Origin of the sequence: Cupriavidus sp. Met-2 (genome assembly GCF_049843575.1) — a bacterium.
GTDB classification, from domain to species: domain Bacteria; phylum Pseudomonadota; class Gammaproteobacteria; order Burkholderiales; family Burkholderiaceae; genus Cupriavidus; species Cupriavidus metallidurans.
Window position 1 is genome coordinate 123,586 of the sequence record NZ_JBBHZL010000001.1, and the last position, 15,995, is coordinate 139,580.

Genomic DNA, 15,995 nt, shown 5'->3' on the forward strand with positions numbered 1-15,995 from the left:
CCTTTAACGTCTGTCGTTGCGCTGACTTTAAACCGTCAGTACATCGCCAGGCGAAAACCTGCTACGCGAACGTTGCGAGCGGGTGATGTGACAAACTTTTCACACACCTGCCATCCCACTCGGATGGCAACCTTTCCATCACTCTCTGCGCAGTCTGCTCGTCTTCAAAGCGGGCAAATACGCAGGCTCCGGAACCGGTCATCCTTGCATGTGGACTGTAATTTTTCAGCCACTCAAGGGCTCGGGCAACTTCGCCGAACTTCGCTGTTGCTATCGTTTCCAGATCGTTGCGACCGAAAGCGAATTTGTTTGTGCAAGCAGCGAAGTCCGCAACTATAGAGATTGGCGAATTCCTTGTCAAGCGTTCGTCCGAAAATATTGCTGCGGTCGGCACATGTTGCCGTGGATGGATGACCACGAACCAGCTGTCCGGCAGCGCCACGGGCGTCAATTCCTCGCCCACGCCCTCGGCGAACGCGTTCTGGCCGAACACGAATACGGGCACGTCCGCGCCGAGCGAAAGGCCGATACGCATCAGTTCTTCGCGCGGCAGGTTCACGCCCCACAGGCGGTTCAGCGCCAGCAGCGTGGTGGCGGCGTCGGACGACCCGCCGCCGATGCCGCCACCCATGGGCAGGATCTTGTCGATGGCGATGTCCACGCCGAAACGCGTGCCGCTGGCCGCCTGCATTGCGCGGGCCGCGCGCACGACGAGGTCGGTATCGGCCGGCACCCCGGGGATGTCGGTAACACGCGTGATCACGCCATCGTCACGGCGATGGAAGTGCAGCGTGTCAGACCAGTCGATGAGCTGGAACACGGTCTGCAACGTGTGGTAGCCGTCGGGGCGGCGGCCGGTCACGTGCAGGAACAGGTTGAGCTTGGCTGGGGCCGGGCAGTTGCGCAGCTCGGGTGGCGGCAGGGCCGTGCCGACGGTCATTCTTTGTTCTCCGGGTCGATTACGAGCCGCACCGACAGCGGCGATTCATTGCCATCGCGTGCCATGTCGATACGGCGGGGCAGCGTGGTCGTGGGCGTGGCGTTCTCGGGCGTGTCCTGCCAGGCCAGGTAGCGCACGGTCCAGCCACTCTGCCGCAGAGTGTCGGGGCGGCCGTTCGCGTCGCGCGTGACGTTCGATGGTGTGCCCGGCGCGGCGCGGCCATGCAGCCAGTCGCGCATGCCCGATACCGGCAACGAGAATCCGAGCGCCTGCTCCATCAGGCTGTCGACCTCGGGCGCATTGCGCGGCGCCTCGTTGGGCAGGTCGAGCGTGGCCCCGGATGGGGTCGCCGTAACGATGGCCAGCGTCTGGCCCAGCGGCGAAACGAGATCGAGCCGCACGTTGCGGCCTTGTTCCTGCCAGCGGAAGCTGCCCTGTACGCCTTCGTTGCGGCCGTAGCGGACGTAGTTGGCGGAGAACCGGCCGGTGTAAAGCTGGCTGGCGGCGGTTTCGCTGGCATCGAAGCCGCGCGTTGGCGTCACGCTGGCGCACGCGGCGAGCCAGAGCGGTGTGGCCAGGCAGAGCAGGGCCAATCGACGGGATCGGAGCATGTTCAAGTGTTGGGATAAATGGCGCACGCCAGAACGAACCGCCCGGGCACTGGCCCGGGCGTGCAACGTGCTTGCCTGATGTGAACTACTTCGACAGCAGGACGTTCTGGTTGTAACGGCGCAGCGTGTCGATCAGCGTCTGATTGTCCGGCTCGACCTTCGCCGCCTCGTTCCACGTCTTGCGTGCCTCGTCGCGCTGGCCGAGCTGCCAGAGCACCTCGCCCAGATGCGCGCCGATTTCGGCCTCGGGGGCCTTGGCAAACGCGTTCTTGAGCAGATCAGCCGCGGGCTGCAGTTCGCCCTGACGGTACTTGACCCACGCCAGGCTGTCCATGATGTAGGGGTCATCCGGTCCGAGCTCGGATGCGCGTTCGAGCAGCTTGCGCGCTTCCGGCAGACGCTCGTTACGGTCGGCCAGCGAGTAGCCGAGCGCGTTGTAGCCCTGCTTCTGGTCGGGCTGCAGCGCGATCACTTTGAGCAGCCCACGCTCCATGCTGTCGTAGCGCTTCTCGCGTTCGTCGAGCATCGCCAGTTCGTAGATCCAGTCCGCATTGTCGGGTTCGGCCTTGACGCGCTCGTCCAGCACCTTGCGCGCGCGGTCGTATGCCTTGCTGTCCATCAGCGCGGCCACCTCGGCCTGGCGGATCGCGGACATGCGCAGGGCGCGCTGCGCGGGATCGGGGATGTCTTCGGCGTCGGCCAGCATGTCGCCAAACACGGCCTGCGCATCGTCGAGCTTGCCCATGCGTGCCAGCAATTGGCCACGCTTGGCCTGCGCGGCCAGGGTCAGGCGCGGGTCCTCGATACGGTCGAGCCAGTCGATTGCCGCGGGATAGTCCTTCTTTTCCTCGGCGATCTGCGCCAGGTACTGGTACGCGATGTCGGGGTTGGCCGCCGGCGACTTCTCCGCCATCTGCAGGTACTCCTTCAGATAGCGTTCGGCATCGTCATAACTGCGCGCCTGCAGGCTGGTCAGTCCCAGAGCCAGCGGCACGCGCGGATCGGTCGGCGCAACCTTGCGCAGGACCTCGAACTCGGCACGGGCCGAATCCATGTCGTTCTGTTGCAGATACAGCCTTGCCAGCGTGATGTGGCCGTTGACCGACGAGGGCGACTTGGCCAGGAAGCGCTTCATCACCGCGATCGACTTGTCGGGGGCCGATTCGGCTTGCATTTCGGCCGACATGAGCGCGGCAGCCTCGAGATTGGGCTTGAGTCGAAGTGCCTCATCAAGCTCGGTCAGTGCACCTTGGCTGTTTCCGGCGATCTCTTGCGCACGCGCCAGGGCCAGGTGGGTTTCCGGCAGCTTCGAATCGTTGGCGGTCAGGCGCTGGAGCACGGCGACTGCGCCTGCGGGGTCACTCGTGCGCGACATCTGCTGCTGCAATTGCAGGATGGCGTCCCCGCGATGCGCGGCCGGCGCCGTCGCCAGTTGGCGGCTCAGCAGGGGCTCGGCTTCCTCCCAGCGTCCGTTGAGCACGAGCAGAGTTGCCAGGACCTGGCTTGCCGCCGGCGATTTCGGCGCCAGCTCGGACCATAGCCGGGCGCCATCCAGCGCCTGCTGCGAACTGCGCGCGTTGAATGCGATTTCGGTGGCGCGCTGGGCCAGTCTCGGGTCACGCGTTTCGCGAGCAAGATCAAGATAGGTCCGGTATGACGCGCCGGCCATCCCACGTTGCAGCGAGATTTCCGCCGCCAGCACCCGGTAGAGGATGTCCGGCGACAGCGAAACATTGGGTAGCGGCGTCCGCTGCGCGCGTGCTGCCGACGATGGCGCCGGAACGTCGATGACCTCGTCATCGTTCTGGGCAACCTTGGCCGATGCGGCATGGGAAGCGAGCGAAACCAGCGCCAGGCACGCGGCCACGCCCAAGGCGCGCGCATGGCGACGGAAACGTCCGGCGGGGGAAATCGTCGGACCGGTGACAGTGAAAGCTTTCATTTGCGAAGATTCCGGGCGCATGGCCTGAAAGGACGAAAGATGGTCCTGCATGAAATCGATGCTCCGGCGCGCGGGGGCGTTGCAGTCAATGGAGGCATTGTAGCCTGCCGCTACAATGCGCTGCTTGCCTTGCCCGGCGCCCTTGGGTTGGCTACGTACGGCAACCCGCACAATGCGCGCCGCTTCCGGTCACATGGCAGGGCAAATCCTGCCTCGTTGGATCAGAAAAACAGGCAAGAGGTTCTTGGGAACTGATTAGATAAGGGCTGACAAGGGTCCGGAAGCCTGCTGCCGGCCGGCGGATGGACTAAAGGGGGGGCGATGCCAGAACTGCCGGAAGTCGAAGTTACGCGGCGCGGGTTGCTGCCACACGTAGTGGGCCGCCGCATTGCCGACGTGATCGTGCGCCACCGGGGCTTGCGCTGGCCGGTCGAGCCGGAGTTGGAGGCGCGACTGACGGGCCGCATCATCGGCCGTATCGAGCGACGCGGCAAGTATCTGCTGCTGGAATGCCTGCCGCCGGCCGACGCGACCCGGGCGGGGACAGGCGAGGACGCCGCGCCGGGCTGGCTGCTGGTGCACCTGGGCATGACGGGCACGCTGCGCGTCTATCCCGCTCCGCCCGCGCCGGGCGCGCACGATCATCTCGACCTGTTGCTGGCTGCCGGCCCGGATACCGCGGAGGCAGAGCCGGTTGTCCTGCGTTTCCGCGACCCGCGCCGCTTCGGCGCCATTCTCTGGACTCCGCTTGCCGAATCGGACCTGCCCGGGCATCCGCTGCTGAGCAGGCTCGGCATCGAGCCCTTCGACCCGCGCTTCGACGGCGCCTGGCTACATCGTGGCATGCGCGGGCGCTCCATGGCGATCAAGCAGGCTCTGCTGGCGGGCGACGTGGTCGTCGGCGTTGGCAACATCTACTGCTCCGAGAGCCTGTTTCGCGCGGGCATTCGGCCGACCACGCAGGCCGGGCGGCTGAGCCTGGCGCGTTGCGAGAAGCTGGCCGTGGCCGTGCGCGAGACGCTGGCGGAGGCCATCGCACGCGGCGGCAGCACATTGCGCGACTTCGTCGGCAGCGACGGCAGTAGCGGCTATTTCCAGCTCGACTGTTTTGTCTACGATCGTGCCGGCGAGCCATGTCGCATTTGCGGCACTCCGATCCGTCAGATCCTGCAAGGCCAGCGATCGACGTTCTATTGCCCGCACTGCCAGCATTGATCCGTCACCGGGGCGCAAAGCCTGTCCGGGACGGTCTGGCACGCGCCGAACCGGTCTGGATTTCTTGTTGAAATCGCCTGCCGATGGGTCGGCGCAACACTCGCGCAAGTGGAATGCCGTAAGGGGCGTGAATTCCACAAAATCGTGCAAGAAACCTGTATCGTGTGCGCAGACATAAAAAGTTACAAAATGCGCCAAGCCACCCTGTCGACGGGGCATGGACCTGGCCGTCGACTTGCCCAGGGACCGCAGGGTCAGTGGAACCATCCCGGGGCCAGTTGTGCAATACGAGCCCGAAACCAATAAATCCGAGCCGAAAAGCGAACCACTCCATGACGAGCCTCGCACAGCAATTCGAACAATATGGCGCCTGGAGAACCGGGGTTCTTCATTCTCTCGCCGACTTCCAGTCCTGGCTGCAGCAATACGATCTTTATGACGCCACCGCGGAAGACCGCGTGCAGCGCATCCAGAACGTGCTCAGGAGCGACCGGCTCAAGGTCGCGTTCATCGCCGAGTTCTCGCGCGGCAAGAGCGAACTGATCAACGCCATCTTCTTTGCCGACTACGGTCGGCGCATCTTGCCGTCGTCGGCGGGCCGCACCACGATGTGCCCGACGGAGTTGCGCTACGACGAGAACGAGGCGCCGTGCATCCGGCTGCTGCCGATCGAGACGCGCTTGCAGGATGCGTCCACGGCGGACTTCATGGAGCCCGGTTCGGCGAATTCTCACTGGACTACGGTACCGCTCGACCCGTCGTCACCCGAGGGCATGCTGGCCGCGTTCCAGCACGTGGTGGAGACCACGCGCGTGAGCCCGGCCGAGGCCGAGGCGCTGGGCCTGTACAACGAGAACGATCCGGATGCCGCCTGGGCAGTGGACGCCGATGGCATGGTGGAGATCTCGCGCTGGCGCCATGCGGTGATCAACTTCCCGCATCCGCTGCTGCGCCAGGGTCTGGTGATCCTGGACACGCCGGGCCTGAACGCGATCGGTACCGAACCTGAACTGACGCTGCGCCTGATTCCCGATGCGCACGTGGTGGTATTCGTGCTGGCCGCCGATGCCGGCGTGACCAAGAGCGACCTCGATCTCTGGCGCAGCCATGTGGGCGCCGGCCATCGCCGCGGCTGCCTGGCCGTGCTGAACAAGATCGATGGTCTCTGGGACCCGCTCAAGTCATCATCCGAGATTGCGTCGGAGATTTCGCGCCAGGTCCGTACGACCGCGCAGACGCTCGGCATCGAGGAACGCCGGGTCTACCCGGTATCGGCACAGAAGGGCTTGGTGGCCAAGGTCACCAACGACGAGCCGATGCTCGTGCGCAGCAACCTGATGCAGTTCGAGCACGTGCTGTCGGACCAGCTCATTCCGCAGCGACGCGAGATCGTGGCCGACCAGGTACAGCGCTTGGTGCAGGAGATGTCGCGCGGCGCCCAGCAACTGCTGCAGAGCCGCCGGCGCGATATCGTCGAGCAGTTGTTCGAGTTACGCGGCCTGCGTGGCAAGAATCATGCGATGGTCAAGCACATGCTGATGCGCGTGCAGAGCGAGAAGGAGGAGTTCGAGCAGAGCATCGCGAAGTTCCAGGCGCTGCGGCTGGTCTTCGGGCGGCATAGCGCGGACATCATCAAGAGCCTGCAACTGCGCGACGTGCGCCGCACGATGCGCGATGCGCGCGAGCAAATGAAGGAGCGCTTCTTCTCGCGCGGCCTGCGCGAGGATATGGAAGCGCTGTTCGGCCAGCTTACCGGGTTGATTACCGACGCCGATCAGAAGATCGTCGGCTTGCACCAGCTCGTGGAAAGCATGTATCGGCGCTTCAATGCCGAACATGGTTTCACGCTGCCTTCGCCGATGCAGTTCGTGACGTCGCGCTATACCAACGAACTGCAGGAAACGCTGCAATTGGTGAACACGCATTTCGGCGCCGTGCACATGCTGACGCGCTCGCGTCCGCAACTGGTGCAGAACGCGTTCGCGACGATGGCCAGCCGCGTGCTCGAGAACTTCCGCGATCTGAATCGCGATATCGAGATCTGGCTGAAGTCGGTGATGACGCCGCTCGAGGCGCAGGTACGCGAGCACCAGAAGCAATTGCGCCGACGCGTCGATTCGATCGAGCGTATCCACGAGGCCACGGACACGCTGGAATCGCGCATTGCCGAACTTGAGGAAGTGCTGAACGGGCTCGATGAGCGGAGCACCAAGATCGAGAGCTTTGCGCGCAGGCTGGTGGACGCGCCCCCGGAAGCAACGGCGCGCGCGGCGTAGTCGGTGCGTTCCCCCCTCGTCCACTTGTGGGGGAGGGGGCAGGCCCGGCCATCTGGGAAGGGTATTGCAACCGCCGATGTATCATGTGGCGCCGCCAGTGAGCGGCGCTTTTTCTTTTCAAGATCCCGCAATGCCCCGCAAGCCTGCCGCCGCCCCCGCCATGCCCGAAACCATCGCCGTGCCATCCGATTTCGGTATGCGCGTGGTGACGTGGCAGCGCCAGCACGGACGGCACGACCTGCCCTGGCAGAACACACGCGATCCGTATCGCATCTGGCTGTCCGAGATCATGCTGCAGCAGACGCAGGTGGCAGCGGTGATCGAGTATTTCCAGCGCTTCGTGACGGCGCTGCCCACGGTTGCCGCTCTGGCGGCAGCGTCTGCCGACGAGGTCATGGCATTGTGGGCCGGGCTGGGCTACTACTCGCGCGCGCGCAATCTTCATCGCTGCGCCAAGACCGTGGTGGATGAGCACGCTGGCGTGTTTCCGACCGACCCCGAGGTGCTCGTGACGCTGCCCGGCATCGGTCGCTCCACGGCTGCGGCGATCGCGGCGTTCAGTGCCGGCGTTCGTTCTCCGATCCTTGACGGCAACGTCAAGCGCGTCTTCGCGCGGGTGTTCGGCATTCACGGTTATCCCGGCGAGCGTGCGATCGAAAATCGGATGTGGGCGCTGGCCGAACAGGCGCTGCCGCCTGCCGGACGTCATCAGGCAGATCACATGGTGGCCTACACGCAGGGATTGATGGACCTCGGCGCCACGATTTGCTCGCGCGGCAAGCCAGCCTGTCTGGCCGACGCAGAGGCGTGCCCGCTCGTAGCCGATTGCCTGGCCCGCAAGGACAACCTCACCGCCGTGCTGCCCACGCCGAAGCCACGCGCGGCGATTCCGGAGCGCAGCACCGTGATGCTGATCGTCCGGCATGGACGTGATGTGCTGGTGCAGTTGCGTCCCAGCCGCGGCATCTGGGGCGGGTTGTGGAGCCTGCCCGAAATGCCGGTCGACACGGTACCGTTCGATTCGGAGGCCGCCGAGGAATCGGCGCTGGAGTTAGCCCGCGCGTATGGCTTGCCTGCGCGCGCATATCTGGCTGGCGAGCTGACGCACGTGTTTACTCATTTTCGCTTGCTGATTCGCGCGATTCGCGTCGATCTGGACACTGTCGCGCTTGAAGGTGATGCCGCGAGCCGGTGGCTGTCTCTTGACGATCTCGATATGCTGGGCACCCCGGCCCCGGTGCGCAAGCTGCTGGAAGATCAGGCGAGGCTCGGACTTTTCTGAGTTGCCCGTTCAGAAAGCGGCTCAGACGATGTGGTGCTGTCGCATGTAGCGATGCACGATCTCGATGCGCACGCCGGCATCAGGTAGCTCCATCAGCATCTGCTTGGCCTTGAGTGGCACCGGCAACAACTCGCACAGCCGGTTGACCACCCAGCTCGGATCGTCCCAGAGATAGGGCTCTCCGAAGGGCAGTTTCGGCTTGTCGGGCTGGTCTGTGTGGAGCGAGGTCACGATTCGACGCAACGCGGCCAGGCACTCGCCCAGCAATTCCAGCTTGCAGTCGATGACATCCGGAGGCAGCAGTTCCACGTTCGCCACGAGCAAGCCGTCATCGCGCGTGGCGTGGGACAGCACCCGGAAGCGTTGGCGTCCGCGTGTTTCAATCAGCAGGACGCCGAGTTGCTCCACGTTGCAATCGACGATCTCCGCAAGACAGCCGATGGATTCAGGTTCGGTGGTCTGGCCCGGCTGCGCGACTTCCTCTCCGGTGGCAATCAGACAGACGCCGAACGGCAGATGGTCGCGCATACAGTTGCGCACCATGTCGACGTAGCGTTTCTCGAATACACGGAGAGGCAGACGGCCGTCTGGAAACAGGACCGTGTGCAGAGGGAACAGCGGCAGCGCATCCAGGGTAGCGGAATCGGATGCGGTGCCGGAAAGAAAGGTCGACATGCGGTTGGCCGGCTCCAGTCATGGGAAAACGGCGGGGCGCCGCGCGTCAGCCAGCGGGGGCCAACTCGCGGTGTCTGACCAGCACATTACCATGTGCCCGGAAGTAGTTGGCAAGTCTTTCCGCGATGAACACGGAACGGTGCTGGCCTCCGGTGCAGCCGATGGTGACGGTCAGGTAGCTGCGGTTGTCCGCAATGAAACTCGGCAGCCACTTCTCCACATAGGCGCGGATATCCTCGGCCATGGCCAGCACCATTGGCTGGCTCTGCAGGAAGTCGATGACTGGCGCATCGCGCCCAGTGAGCGGGCGCAGCGCGAGATCGTAATAGGGGTTCGGCAGGGAGCGCACGTCGAAGACGAGATCGGCGTCGCTGGGCACGCCGTGCTTGAACCCGAACGATTCAAACAGCAGCGTGAGCTGCTGGCTGTTCTTGTTCTCGTTCTCGTCTTGAATCAGTTCCTTGATCCAGCTGCGCAGCGTATTGGTGCGCACGTTGCTGGTGTCGATGCGGTGAGCCGATTCCGCCAGCGGGCTTAGCAGCTCCCGCTCCTTCTCGATGGCCTCGATCAGCGAGGTATCGTTGGGCGTGCCAGCGGCCGCGCCAACGTCGACTTGTGCCGAAAGCGGGTGGCGCCGGCGCGTTTCCGAGTAGCGCTGAACCAGCGCATCGGTGCTGGCGGTCAGGTACAGCACCTGTACCTGATGGTTCGCGGCCAGCTCTCGCACCGTATCGGGCAGTCGCGCGAGCGATTCGCGGCTGCGAATGTCGGTGGCGACACCAAGCTGTGAGTAACCCTGATCCGCCAGATAGCAGGCGAGATCGGGGATGAACTGGGCCGGCAAGTTGTCGACGCAGTAGTACCCCGCGTCCTCCAGTACGTTCAGCGCGACTGACTTGCCTGAGCCGGAAATTCCGGTGATAAGGATGATCCGCATAGCGATGCAAGCATAGCATCGCGTGATGGCGGCGTCATGACACCTTCCCTAAAGCAAAATGGCGAATCGTCGCCGATTCGCCATCATTGCCACGGGATCTGTCAGATCTGGCGATCAGGCCGCCGGCTTTGACAAGCAATCGCTCATGGACTTCTTGTAGTCGTCGCCCTTCTTGCCCTTGTTTTCCTTCGAGCAGGCCGACATCTTTTCCTGCTGGGTCTTCGGTGCGGCCGGCGCGGTGGCTGCCGCGCTGCCCGACAGACAATCGCTCATGGACTTCTTGTAGTCGTCGCCCTTCTTGCCCTTGTTCTGCTTGGAGCAGGCCGACATCTTTTCTTGCTGCGCGGTCGGGGCTTTGCCAGATTTTTCAGCGGCCGGGGCCGAGGCGCCTTGGGCGAACGCGCCCGTGGCGAACAGAGGGGTAACCAGCACGCACATCGCGATCAGTTTCTTCATGCTTCTCTCCTGGCTGTGGAAACACATCATGGCCGGACGCCGACCTTCAGGATGCAGCGCGGCGGCTGGCGGTACCGGACTGGGCTCGATGCCCATTGAAGCACAAAACGGCGCACGCCCAAAGCGCGTTGACGAGGGGAGGCCGGCCGCTTGTAAGCAATTGAAAGCGACGCCGGCGTTTCACAAAACTGCCGGAATTGTCTGATCAGAGCAGCCGACCCTGGCCGCGGGAAACCACGTCAGCCTGCATTGCTGCCCGCTGACGATCCATGAAGTCGCGGAGGGTATCGATGCCGCGCAGGCGCAGTATCGTGTTGCGGACGGCGGCTTCCACCAGCACGGCGAGGTTTCGGCCGGCTGCCACCTGGATCTTCACCATGTGGATCGGGAGGCCAAGAACGTCGAGGTACTGGGAATCAAGCGGCAGGCGCTCGAACTCGCCGTCGTTGCGGCGCACCAATTGCACCACGAGCTTGAGCTTCATCTTCCGCCGCACGGCGGTCTCACCGAAGATCGTCTTGATGTCGAGCAGGCCCAGGCCGCGGACTTCAAGCAGGTTCTGCAGCAGCGGCGGGCAGCGGCCCTCAATGAAATCCGGGCCAAGCCGCACGAAATCGACGGCGTCGTCGGCCACCAGGCCGTGTCCGCGCGAGATCAGTTCCAGGCCCAGTTCGCTCTTGCCAAGGCCCGACTCACCCATGATCAGCACGCCCATGCCGAGGATGTCGAGGAACACGCCGTGCATGGTGACGCGCGGTGCGGAGATGCGCGACAGGTACAGGCGGAGGTGGTCGATGACGGCCGCCGAGGATACCGGCGTCGTGAACAGTGGAGTCGATGAGCGCGTGCAGCGCAGTTCCAGGTCGGGCGGCGGCTCCATGCCATCCGCCACCACCAGGAATGGCGGCTCCAGCAGGATCAGCTCGCCCATCTGACGCTTGCGGGGTTCGTCGTCGAGGCGCTGGTAGTAAAGGATCTCGGGTTTGCCGAGTACCTGAATCCGGTTCGGGTGGATCAGGTTCAGGTGGCCGACCAGATCGGCAGCCGATGTTGCCTCCCGCGCGAATTCCACGTCGAAGGCACGATCGGCCCCTTCCAGACCGGCGACCCAGGAGAGTTTGATGTCGGCTGCGTTGTCGTCGAAGATCGACTGGGAGGTGACGCCGGTGAGTTCCATGCGGGATGACTTTTCGGGAGGGGCTGTATCGCGGGTATCGCGTCAGGCTGCGCTGGCCTGCCGTCGTGTCAGGGGTGCCACTGGGTCAGTAACTCGTGGACCGCTTCGGGCGTGGGTAACGTGGCCAGTCCTTCACGCATTTCCCGGTCCGACAACAACTGGGCGATTTCCGAAAGAATCTCCAGATGCTGCTGGGTGGCCTGCTCGGGCACAAGCAGGAAGATCAGCAGCGACACCGGTTTGCCGTCGGGCGATTCGAACGGAATTGGCTCGGCCAGGCGCATGAAGGCAGCCAGAGGCTGCTTGAGTCCCTTGATGCGGCCATGCGGAATGGCGACGCCGGCGCCAAGACCGGTGGACCCGAGCGATTCGCGCGCGAACAGGTTGTCGGTCACGGTGGCCCGGGCTACGCCATGGTTGTTCTCGAACAGGAGCCCGGCTTGCTCGAAGACCCGCTTCTTGCTGGTGACGGTGACGTCGAGATTAATGTTGCCGGGTGGCAGCAATTTGGCCAAACGATTCATGGGCGATGCACGAGGAGTCAGAAAGGCGAGCCGACGCACATGAGTCGTCCCGCTGCGTTGGGCAATTCAGGCTATTGAGCGCAAAAGGACGCCCGCATTGGAGCGTCCGGCCATTATAGAGCAGGGCCACTGCGCACTTGTGCGCTGCGGCGCCGGCGCCGCGAGTGGTGCCGCGAGCTTGCCGGTCGGATTGCCCACCCAGAAAACTGCCACCCGCCATCGCGTGATCTTTTGCCACGCGGAATGCCGGGCCGGTTGTCCGGGGCCGTCCTGTCTGTAGTTGTTGTATGGCGCAGCATACACCGAGCGGCGTCAGTTGCGAACACCCCCGGCTGACCAAATGTTGCAGGGCTGGTACTCGGGTAACGGGTGCGCCAGCGGCGCGTCCGCCTCGCGCCCATCAAAAAAGCCGCGCAGATGCGCGGCTTTGCTCTTCCTATCTATCCTCTAAGGGGCGACCTGGTGTCGCCGCCAACTTATTGTTGTTGTAGTTGTTCGGCGGCCATCTGGTACTTGACCGCTTCCCGGTCATGCCCTTGCACGCGGTCCTTGTAGCGGATCACCTGGCGGTCGAGCTTGTCGACCAGGCAGTCGATTGCAGCATAAAGGTCTTCATGATGCGCTTCGACGAAGATGTCCTTGCCCTTGAGGTGCAGGTTGATTTCCGCGTACTGACGCTTGTCCTTTTCCTTATGGTTGTCTACGGATAGCAGCACGCTTACGCCAATGACCTGATCGAAATGTCTGACAATTCGCTCCAGTTTCGTTTCCACATACTCACGCAGCGGCGGCGTGATGTCGAGGTGGTGTCCACTGATCTTGAAGTTCATAGCGCTTCTCCTTCTGAAAGAGCCGCACCAGGCAGGCGGTTGCGGCTCGGCTACAAAGTCTTGCGGAGATTGACTGCGGGGATCTTCAGCGCTTCGCGGTACTTGGCCACCGTGCGGCGTGCGACCACAAAGCCCTGTTCGCCCAGCAACTCGGCGATGCGGCTGTCGGAAAGGGGATTCCTGGGTTCTTCGGCTCCTATCAGTTGCTTGATCAGCGCGCGGATCGCCGTGGATGAGGCCGCGCCGCCAGTCTCCGTGGAGACGTGGCTACCAAAGAAGTACTTCAACTCGAAAGTACCCATCGGCGTGGCCATGTATTTATTCGTAGTCACCCGGGAAATGGTCGACTCGTGTAGACCCAGTGTATCGGCAATCTCCCGCAAAACCAAGGGGCGCATCGCGATTTCCCCGTGCGAGAAAAAGTTCCTTTGACGCTCCACAATTGCCTGCGCAACACGCAGGATCGTGTCGAAACGCTGCTGAATGTTCTTGATGAGCCACCGCGCCTCCTGGAGCTTCTGCTGCAGCCCGGCCGCGCCCGCTTCCCCTTTTGCACCGCGCAAAATCTGCGCGTACATGTCGTTGATGCGCAGACGCGGCATCACGTCGGGATTGAGCTGTGCGATCCAGCTACTGCCACTCTTGCGCACGAACACATCCGGTACCACGAAGTCCGCTTCCGGACGGCTGTAGGCATGTCCGGGATACGGTGCGAGCGAGCGGATCAGATCGTGCGCGGCCTTAAGTGCAATTTCGTCAACCTGCAGGGCTTTCTTGAGCCGCGTGTAGTCACGCACGGCCAATAACTCCAGGTGGTGGTTGACGATCGATAATGCAAGGTCCCGCTGCGGATGTTGCAGACGGCGCAGTTGCAGGGTGAGGCATTCCGCCGCGTTGCGCGCACCCACGCCAGGCGGGTCGAAGCTCTGCAGCAGGGTCAGTATCGCCTGCACTTCATCGACTTCGAATTCGAGTTCCTTGGGCAGTTCCGAACAGATCTCGTCGAGCGTTGCGCCCAGGTAGCCGTCGTCGTCAAGCGACTCGATCAGGAAGATGGCCAGGCCCTTGTCACGCGTGGAGATCTTCAGCGGCGTGAGCTGTTCCATCAGGTATTCGCGCAGCGTGGGTTCCGCTTCGCGAAGCTGCATCGGCGTCTTCTCGTCATCATCGCCCTGAGGCCGGCGAGCGAAATCGTCCAGGCTCCAGTCGCTGCCGTAATCGTCACCCGCGCTGTCGCCGTAGCTGTCGTCTTCGCCATTGGCGCCGTTCGCGCGATCGTCGCCGTTACCTTGCGGTTCGGAAGATGCTGGCGCCGGGGCGCTTTGCACGTTGACCGACCCGTCCGCGGCCACGCGCAGCGGGCTTTCGATCCAGTCGTTCTCGCGTTCGAGCAGTGGATTCTCGGTCAGCGCCTGCTCGACTTCCTGTTGCAGCTCCAGTGTGGATAACTGCAGCAGCCGGATGGACTGCTGCAGTTGAGGAGTCAGAGCCAGATGCTGGGAAAGTCGAAGCTGAAGCGATGGTTTCATGCGACCTATTCTATGCGCATCTTCCCGTTGTTGGAACGGAAATTGCTATCGCCTATCGCTGACACTTCGTGATCGCCAACGGCTAGTTGACGAATGCTGCAAAGCGGCGTCGCGGCCGCTTGATCACATGCGGAAGTTCTCGCCCAGATAGACGCGTCGCACAGACTCGTTGGCGATGATTTCCTCGGGCTGTCCCTCGGCCAGCACGGTGCCTTCGCTGATGATGTATGCGTGGTCGCAGATGCCCAGCGTTTCGCGCACGTTGTGGTCGGTAATCAGCACGCCGATGTTGCGTGCCTTCAGGAAGCTGACGATGCGCTGGATCTCGCCCACGGCGATCGGGTCCACGCCCGCGAATGGTTCGTCGAGCAGGATGAAGCGCGGCGCCGACGCCAGCGCGCGCGCGATTTCCACGCGGCGGCGCTCGCCGCCCGACAGCGACAGCGCCGGGTTGTTGCGCAGGTGGGCGATCTGCAGGTCATCGAGCAGCGAGTCGAGCCGGCGATCGATTTCCTGCTTGGGCAGCGGCTTGCCGTTGACCACCTGCAGTTCCAGCACCGCGCGGATGTTCTCCTCCACGTTGAGCTTGCGGAAGACAGAGGCTTCCTGCGGGAGGTAGGACAGTCCCATGCGCGCGCGCTCGTGGATGGCCAGGCCGCTGATGTGCTGGCCATCGAGCACGATATCGCCTTCGTCCAGCGCGACCAGTCCGACGATCATGTAGAACGACGTGGTCTTGCCCGCGCCGTTCGGGCCGAGCAGGCCGACGACCTCGCCGCTCTTGACGTCGAGCGAGACGTCCTTGACCACGGTGCGCGAGCCATAGCGCTTCTTCAGATGGCGCACGACCAGCGTGCTGCTATCCGTGGATGGGGCGGAAGAAGCCTGATCGGCGAGCGTGGCGGTATCGTTCATCGGGTACGGATAGAGCTTGAAACGGTCAGGGCTTGGCCGGCTGTGAGGACGGCTTCAGGTCGAGCGGCGCGCCGGCGGGCGCGCTGGCCTGGTTCGCGCGCGGCGACAGCACAGCGCGCACGCGGCCAGAAGGGTTCCCGGCTGACGCGTTGTTGTCGCCGCCGGTTGCGGTATAGAACTCATTGCGGCTGTCGTACGTGATTACCGCGCCGCGGATTTCATCCAGGATCTTCGCGCCGACACCGGAAACACGCGCCGCGCGTGCATTGCCGATCAGCTTGTTGATCTCCGACTTGCCGTCGTATTCGATGCGGTCACCCCAGCCGTCGATGTACTCGTCCACGCCGTCGCGTTTCTGGCGGATATAGGCCTGGCGGCCCGGCTTGGAGGTGGCGATGGCGTACTGGTAACCCTCGGGGTCGGTGCGGAGTTCGGCGGCGTCAGACTTCAGCACCATCGTGCCCTTGGTCAGCACCACGTTGCCGGTCAGAGTGTAGATCTGCTTGACGTCATCGTAGCTGGCATTGTCGGCTTCCAGCACCAGCGGCTTGGTCTGGTCCGCGCGCTCGGCGAAAGCAGGCTGGGCCAGGAACAGGCCGATGGCGGCGATGGCCGCCATCAGGGCGGGCGCGGTGCGGCGACAGGACGATGTCGTCAGGGAAGCAGTCATTTTTGGCTTTGCTGAA

General features: G+C 63.6%; 15 protein-coding genes. 3 read left to right on the forward strand and 12 right to left on the reverse strand.

The genetic code is table 11. From position 1 onward, the window contains the following. Window positions 1–61: 61 nt before the first annotated feature. The 3 genes from ispE to WD006_RS00635 all read right to left on the reverse strand — a co-directional run bounded on the left by ispE (window position 62) and on the right by WD006_RS00635 (window position 3,544). Entirely contained in the window at window positions 62–940 is an 879-nt protein-coding gene (ispE, locus tag WD006_RS00625) for a 4-(cytidine 5'-diphospho)-2-C-methyl-D-erythritol kinase (RefSeq protein WP_011515178.1), read from the reverse strand. Continuing rightward, window positions 937–1,551 (reverse strand): lipoprotein insertase outer membrane protein LolB, encoded by a 615-nt coding sequence (gene lolB / locus WD006_RS00630; protein ID WP_011515179.1) that lies wholly within the window; start codon window positions 1,549–1,551, stop codon window positions 937–939. The genes ispE and lolB overlap by 4 nt, the downstream gene beginning before the upstream one ends. 85 nt (window positions 1,552–1,636) lie before the next feature. Next, window positions 1,637–3,544 (reverse strand): tetratricopeptide repeat protein, encoded by a 1,908-nt coding sequence (locus WD006_RS00635; protein WP_011515180.1) that lies wholly within the window; start codon window positions 3,542–3,544, stop codon window positions 1,637–1,639. A gap of 270 nt (window positions 3,545–3,814) precedes the next feature. Here WD006_RS00635 and mutM point away from each other — a divergent pair, with 270 nt between their 5' ends. The 3 genes from mutM to mutY all read left to right on the forward strand — a co-directional run bounded on the left by mutM (window position 3,815) and on the right by mutY (window position 8,266). Then, the gene (gene mutM, locus WD006_RS00640) at window positions 3,815–4,708 is read left to right on the forward strand and encodes a bifunctional DNA-formamidopyrimidine glycosylase/DNA-(apurinic or apyrimidinic site) lyase (RefSeq protein WP_011515181.1); all 894 of its coding nucleotides are present in this window, start codon (window positions 3,815–3,817) and stop codon (window positions 4,706–4,708) included. A 332-nt stretch (window positions 4,709–5,040) separates the two neighbouring features. Next, a complete protein-coding gene (locus WD006_RS00645; protein ID WP_029306757.1) occupies window positions 5,041–6,984 on the forward strand; it encodes a dynamin family protein in 1,944 nt (647 codons plus the stop codon). Window positions 6,985–7,114: 130 nt separating this feature from the next. Further along, the gene (gene mutY / locus WD006_RS00650) at window positions 7,115–8,266 is read left to right on the forward strand and encodes an A/G-specific adenine glycosylase (RefSeq protein ID WP_029306756.1); all 1,152 of its coding nucleotides are present in this window, start codon (window positions 7,115–7,117) and stop codon (window positions 8,264–8,266) included. A 21-nt stretch (window positions 8,267–8,287) separates the two neighbouring features. On the opposite strand, the gene WD006_RS00655 is transcribed toward mutY, so the two are convergent. From WD006_RS00655 to lptA, 9 genes are all read right to left on the reverse strand, one after another. Beyond that, a complete protein-coding gene (locus WD006_RS00655; RefSeq protein ID WP_011515184.1) occupies window positions 8,288–8,941 on the reverse strand; it encodes an LON peptidase substrate-binding domain-containing protein in 654 nt (217 codons plus the stop codon). Between the two features lie 46 nt (window positions 8,942–8,987). Beyond that, complete coding sequence (gene rapZ / locus WD006_RS00660) at window positions 8,988–9,878, reverse strand: RNase adapter RapZ (protein WP_011515185.1); 891 nt, start codon at window positions 9,876–9,878, stop codon at window positions 8,988–8,990. 114 nt (window positions 9,879–9,992) lie between these two features. Beyond that, on the reverse strand, window positions 9,993–10,334 hold the full coding sequence (locus WD006_RS00665; RefSeq protein WP_017511023.1) for a PsiF family protein: 342 nt from the start codon (window positions 10,332–10,334) through the stop codon (window positions 9,993–9,995). A gap of 205 nt (window positions 10,335–10,539) precedes the next feature. Next, window positions 10,540–11,511 (reverse strand): HPr(Ser) kinase/phosphatase, encoded by a 972-nt coding sequence (gene hprK / locus WD006_RS00670; RefSeq protein WP_008650955.1) that lies wholly within the window; start codon window positions 11,509–11,511, stop codon window positions 10,540–10,542. A 68-nt stretch (window positions 11,512–11,579) separates the two neighbouring features. Further along, entirely contained in the window at window positions 11,580–12,035 is a 456-nt protein-coding gene (ptsN, locus tag WD006_RS00675) for a PTS IIA-like nitrogen regulatory protein PtsN (RefSeq protein WP_017511024.1), read from the reverse strand. Window positions 12,036–12,511: 476 nt separating this feature from the next. Further along, a complete protein-coding gene (gene hpf, locus WD006_RS00680; RefSeq protein WP_008650960.1) occupies window positions 12,512–12,865 on the reverse strand; it encodes a ribosome hibernation-promoting factor, HPF/YfiA family in 354 nt (117 codons plus the stop codon). A gap of 50 nt (window positions 12,866–12,915) precedes the next feature. Continuing rightward, window positions 12,916–14,394, reverse strand: coding sequence for an RNA polymerase factor sigma-54 (locus WD006_RS00685; protein ID WP_011515189.1), 1,479 nt, complete (start codon window positions 14,392–14,394; stop codon window positions 12,916–12,918). 123 nt (window positions 14,395–14,517) lie between these two features. Next, window positions 14,518–15,309, reverse strand: a complete 792-nt coding sequence (gene lptB / locus WD006_RS00690; RefSeq protein ID WP_011515190.1) for an LPS export ABC transporter ATP-binding protein — start codon at window positions 15,307–15,309, stop codon at window positions 14,518–14,520. Between the two features lie 25 nt (window positions 15,310–15,334). Beyond that, entirely contained in the window at window positions 15,335–15,979 is a 645-nt protein-coding gene (gene lptA / locus WD006_RS00695) for a lipopolysaccharide transport periplasmic protein LptA (protein ID WP_011515191.1), read from the reverse strand. Window positions 15,980–15,995 lie beyond the last annotated feature (16 nt).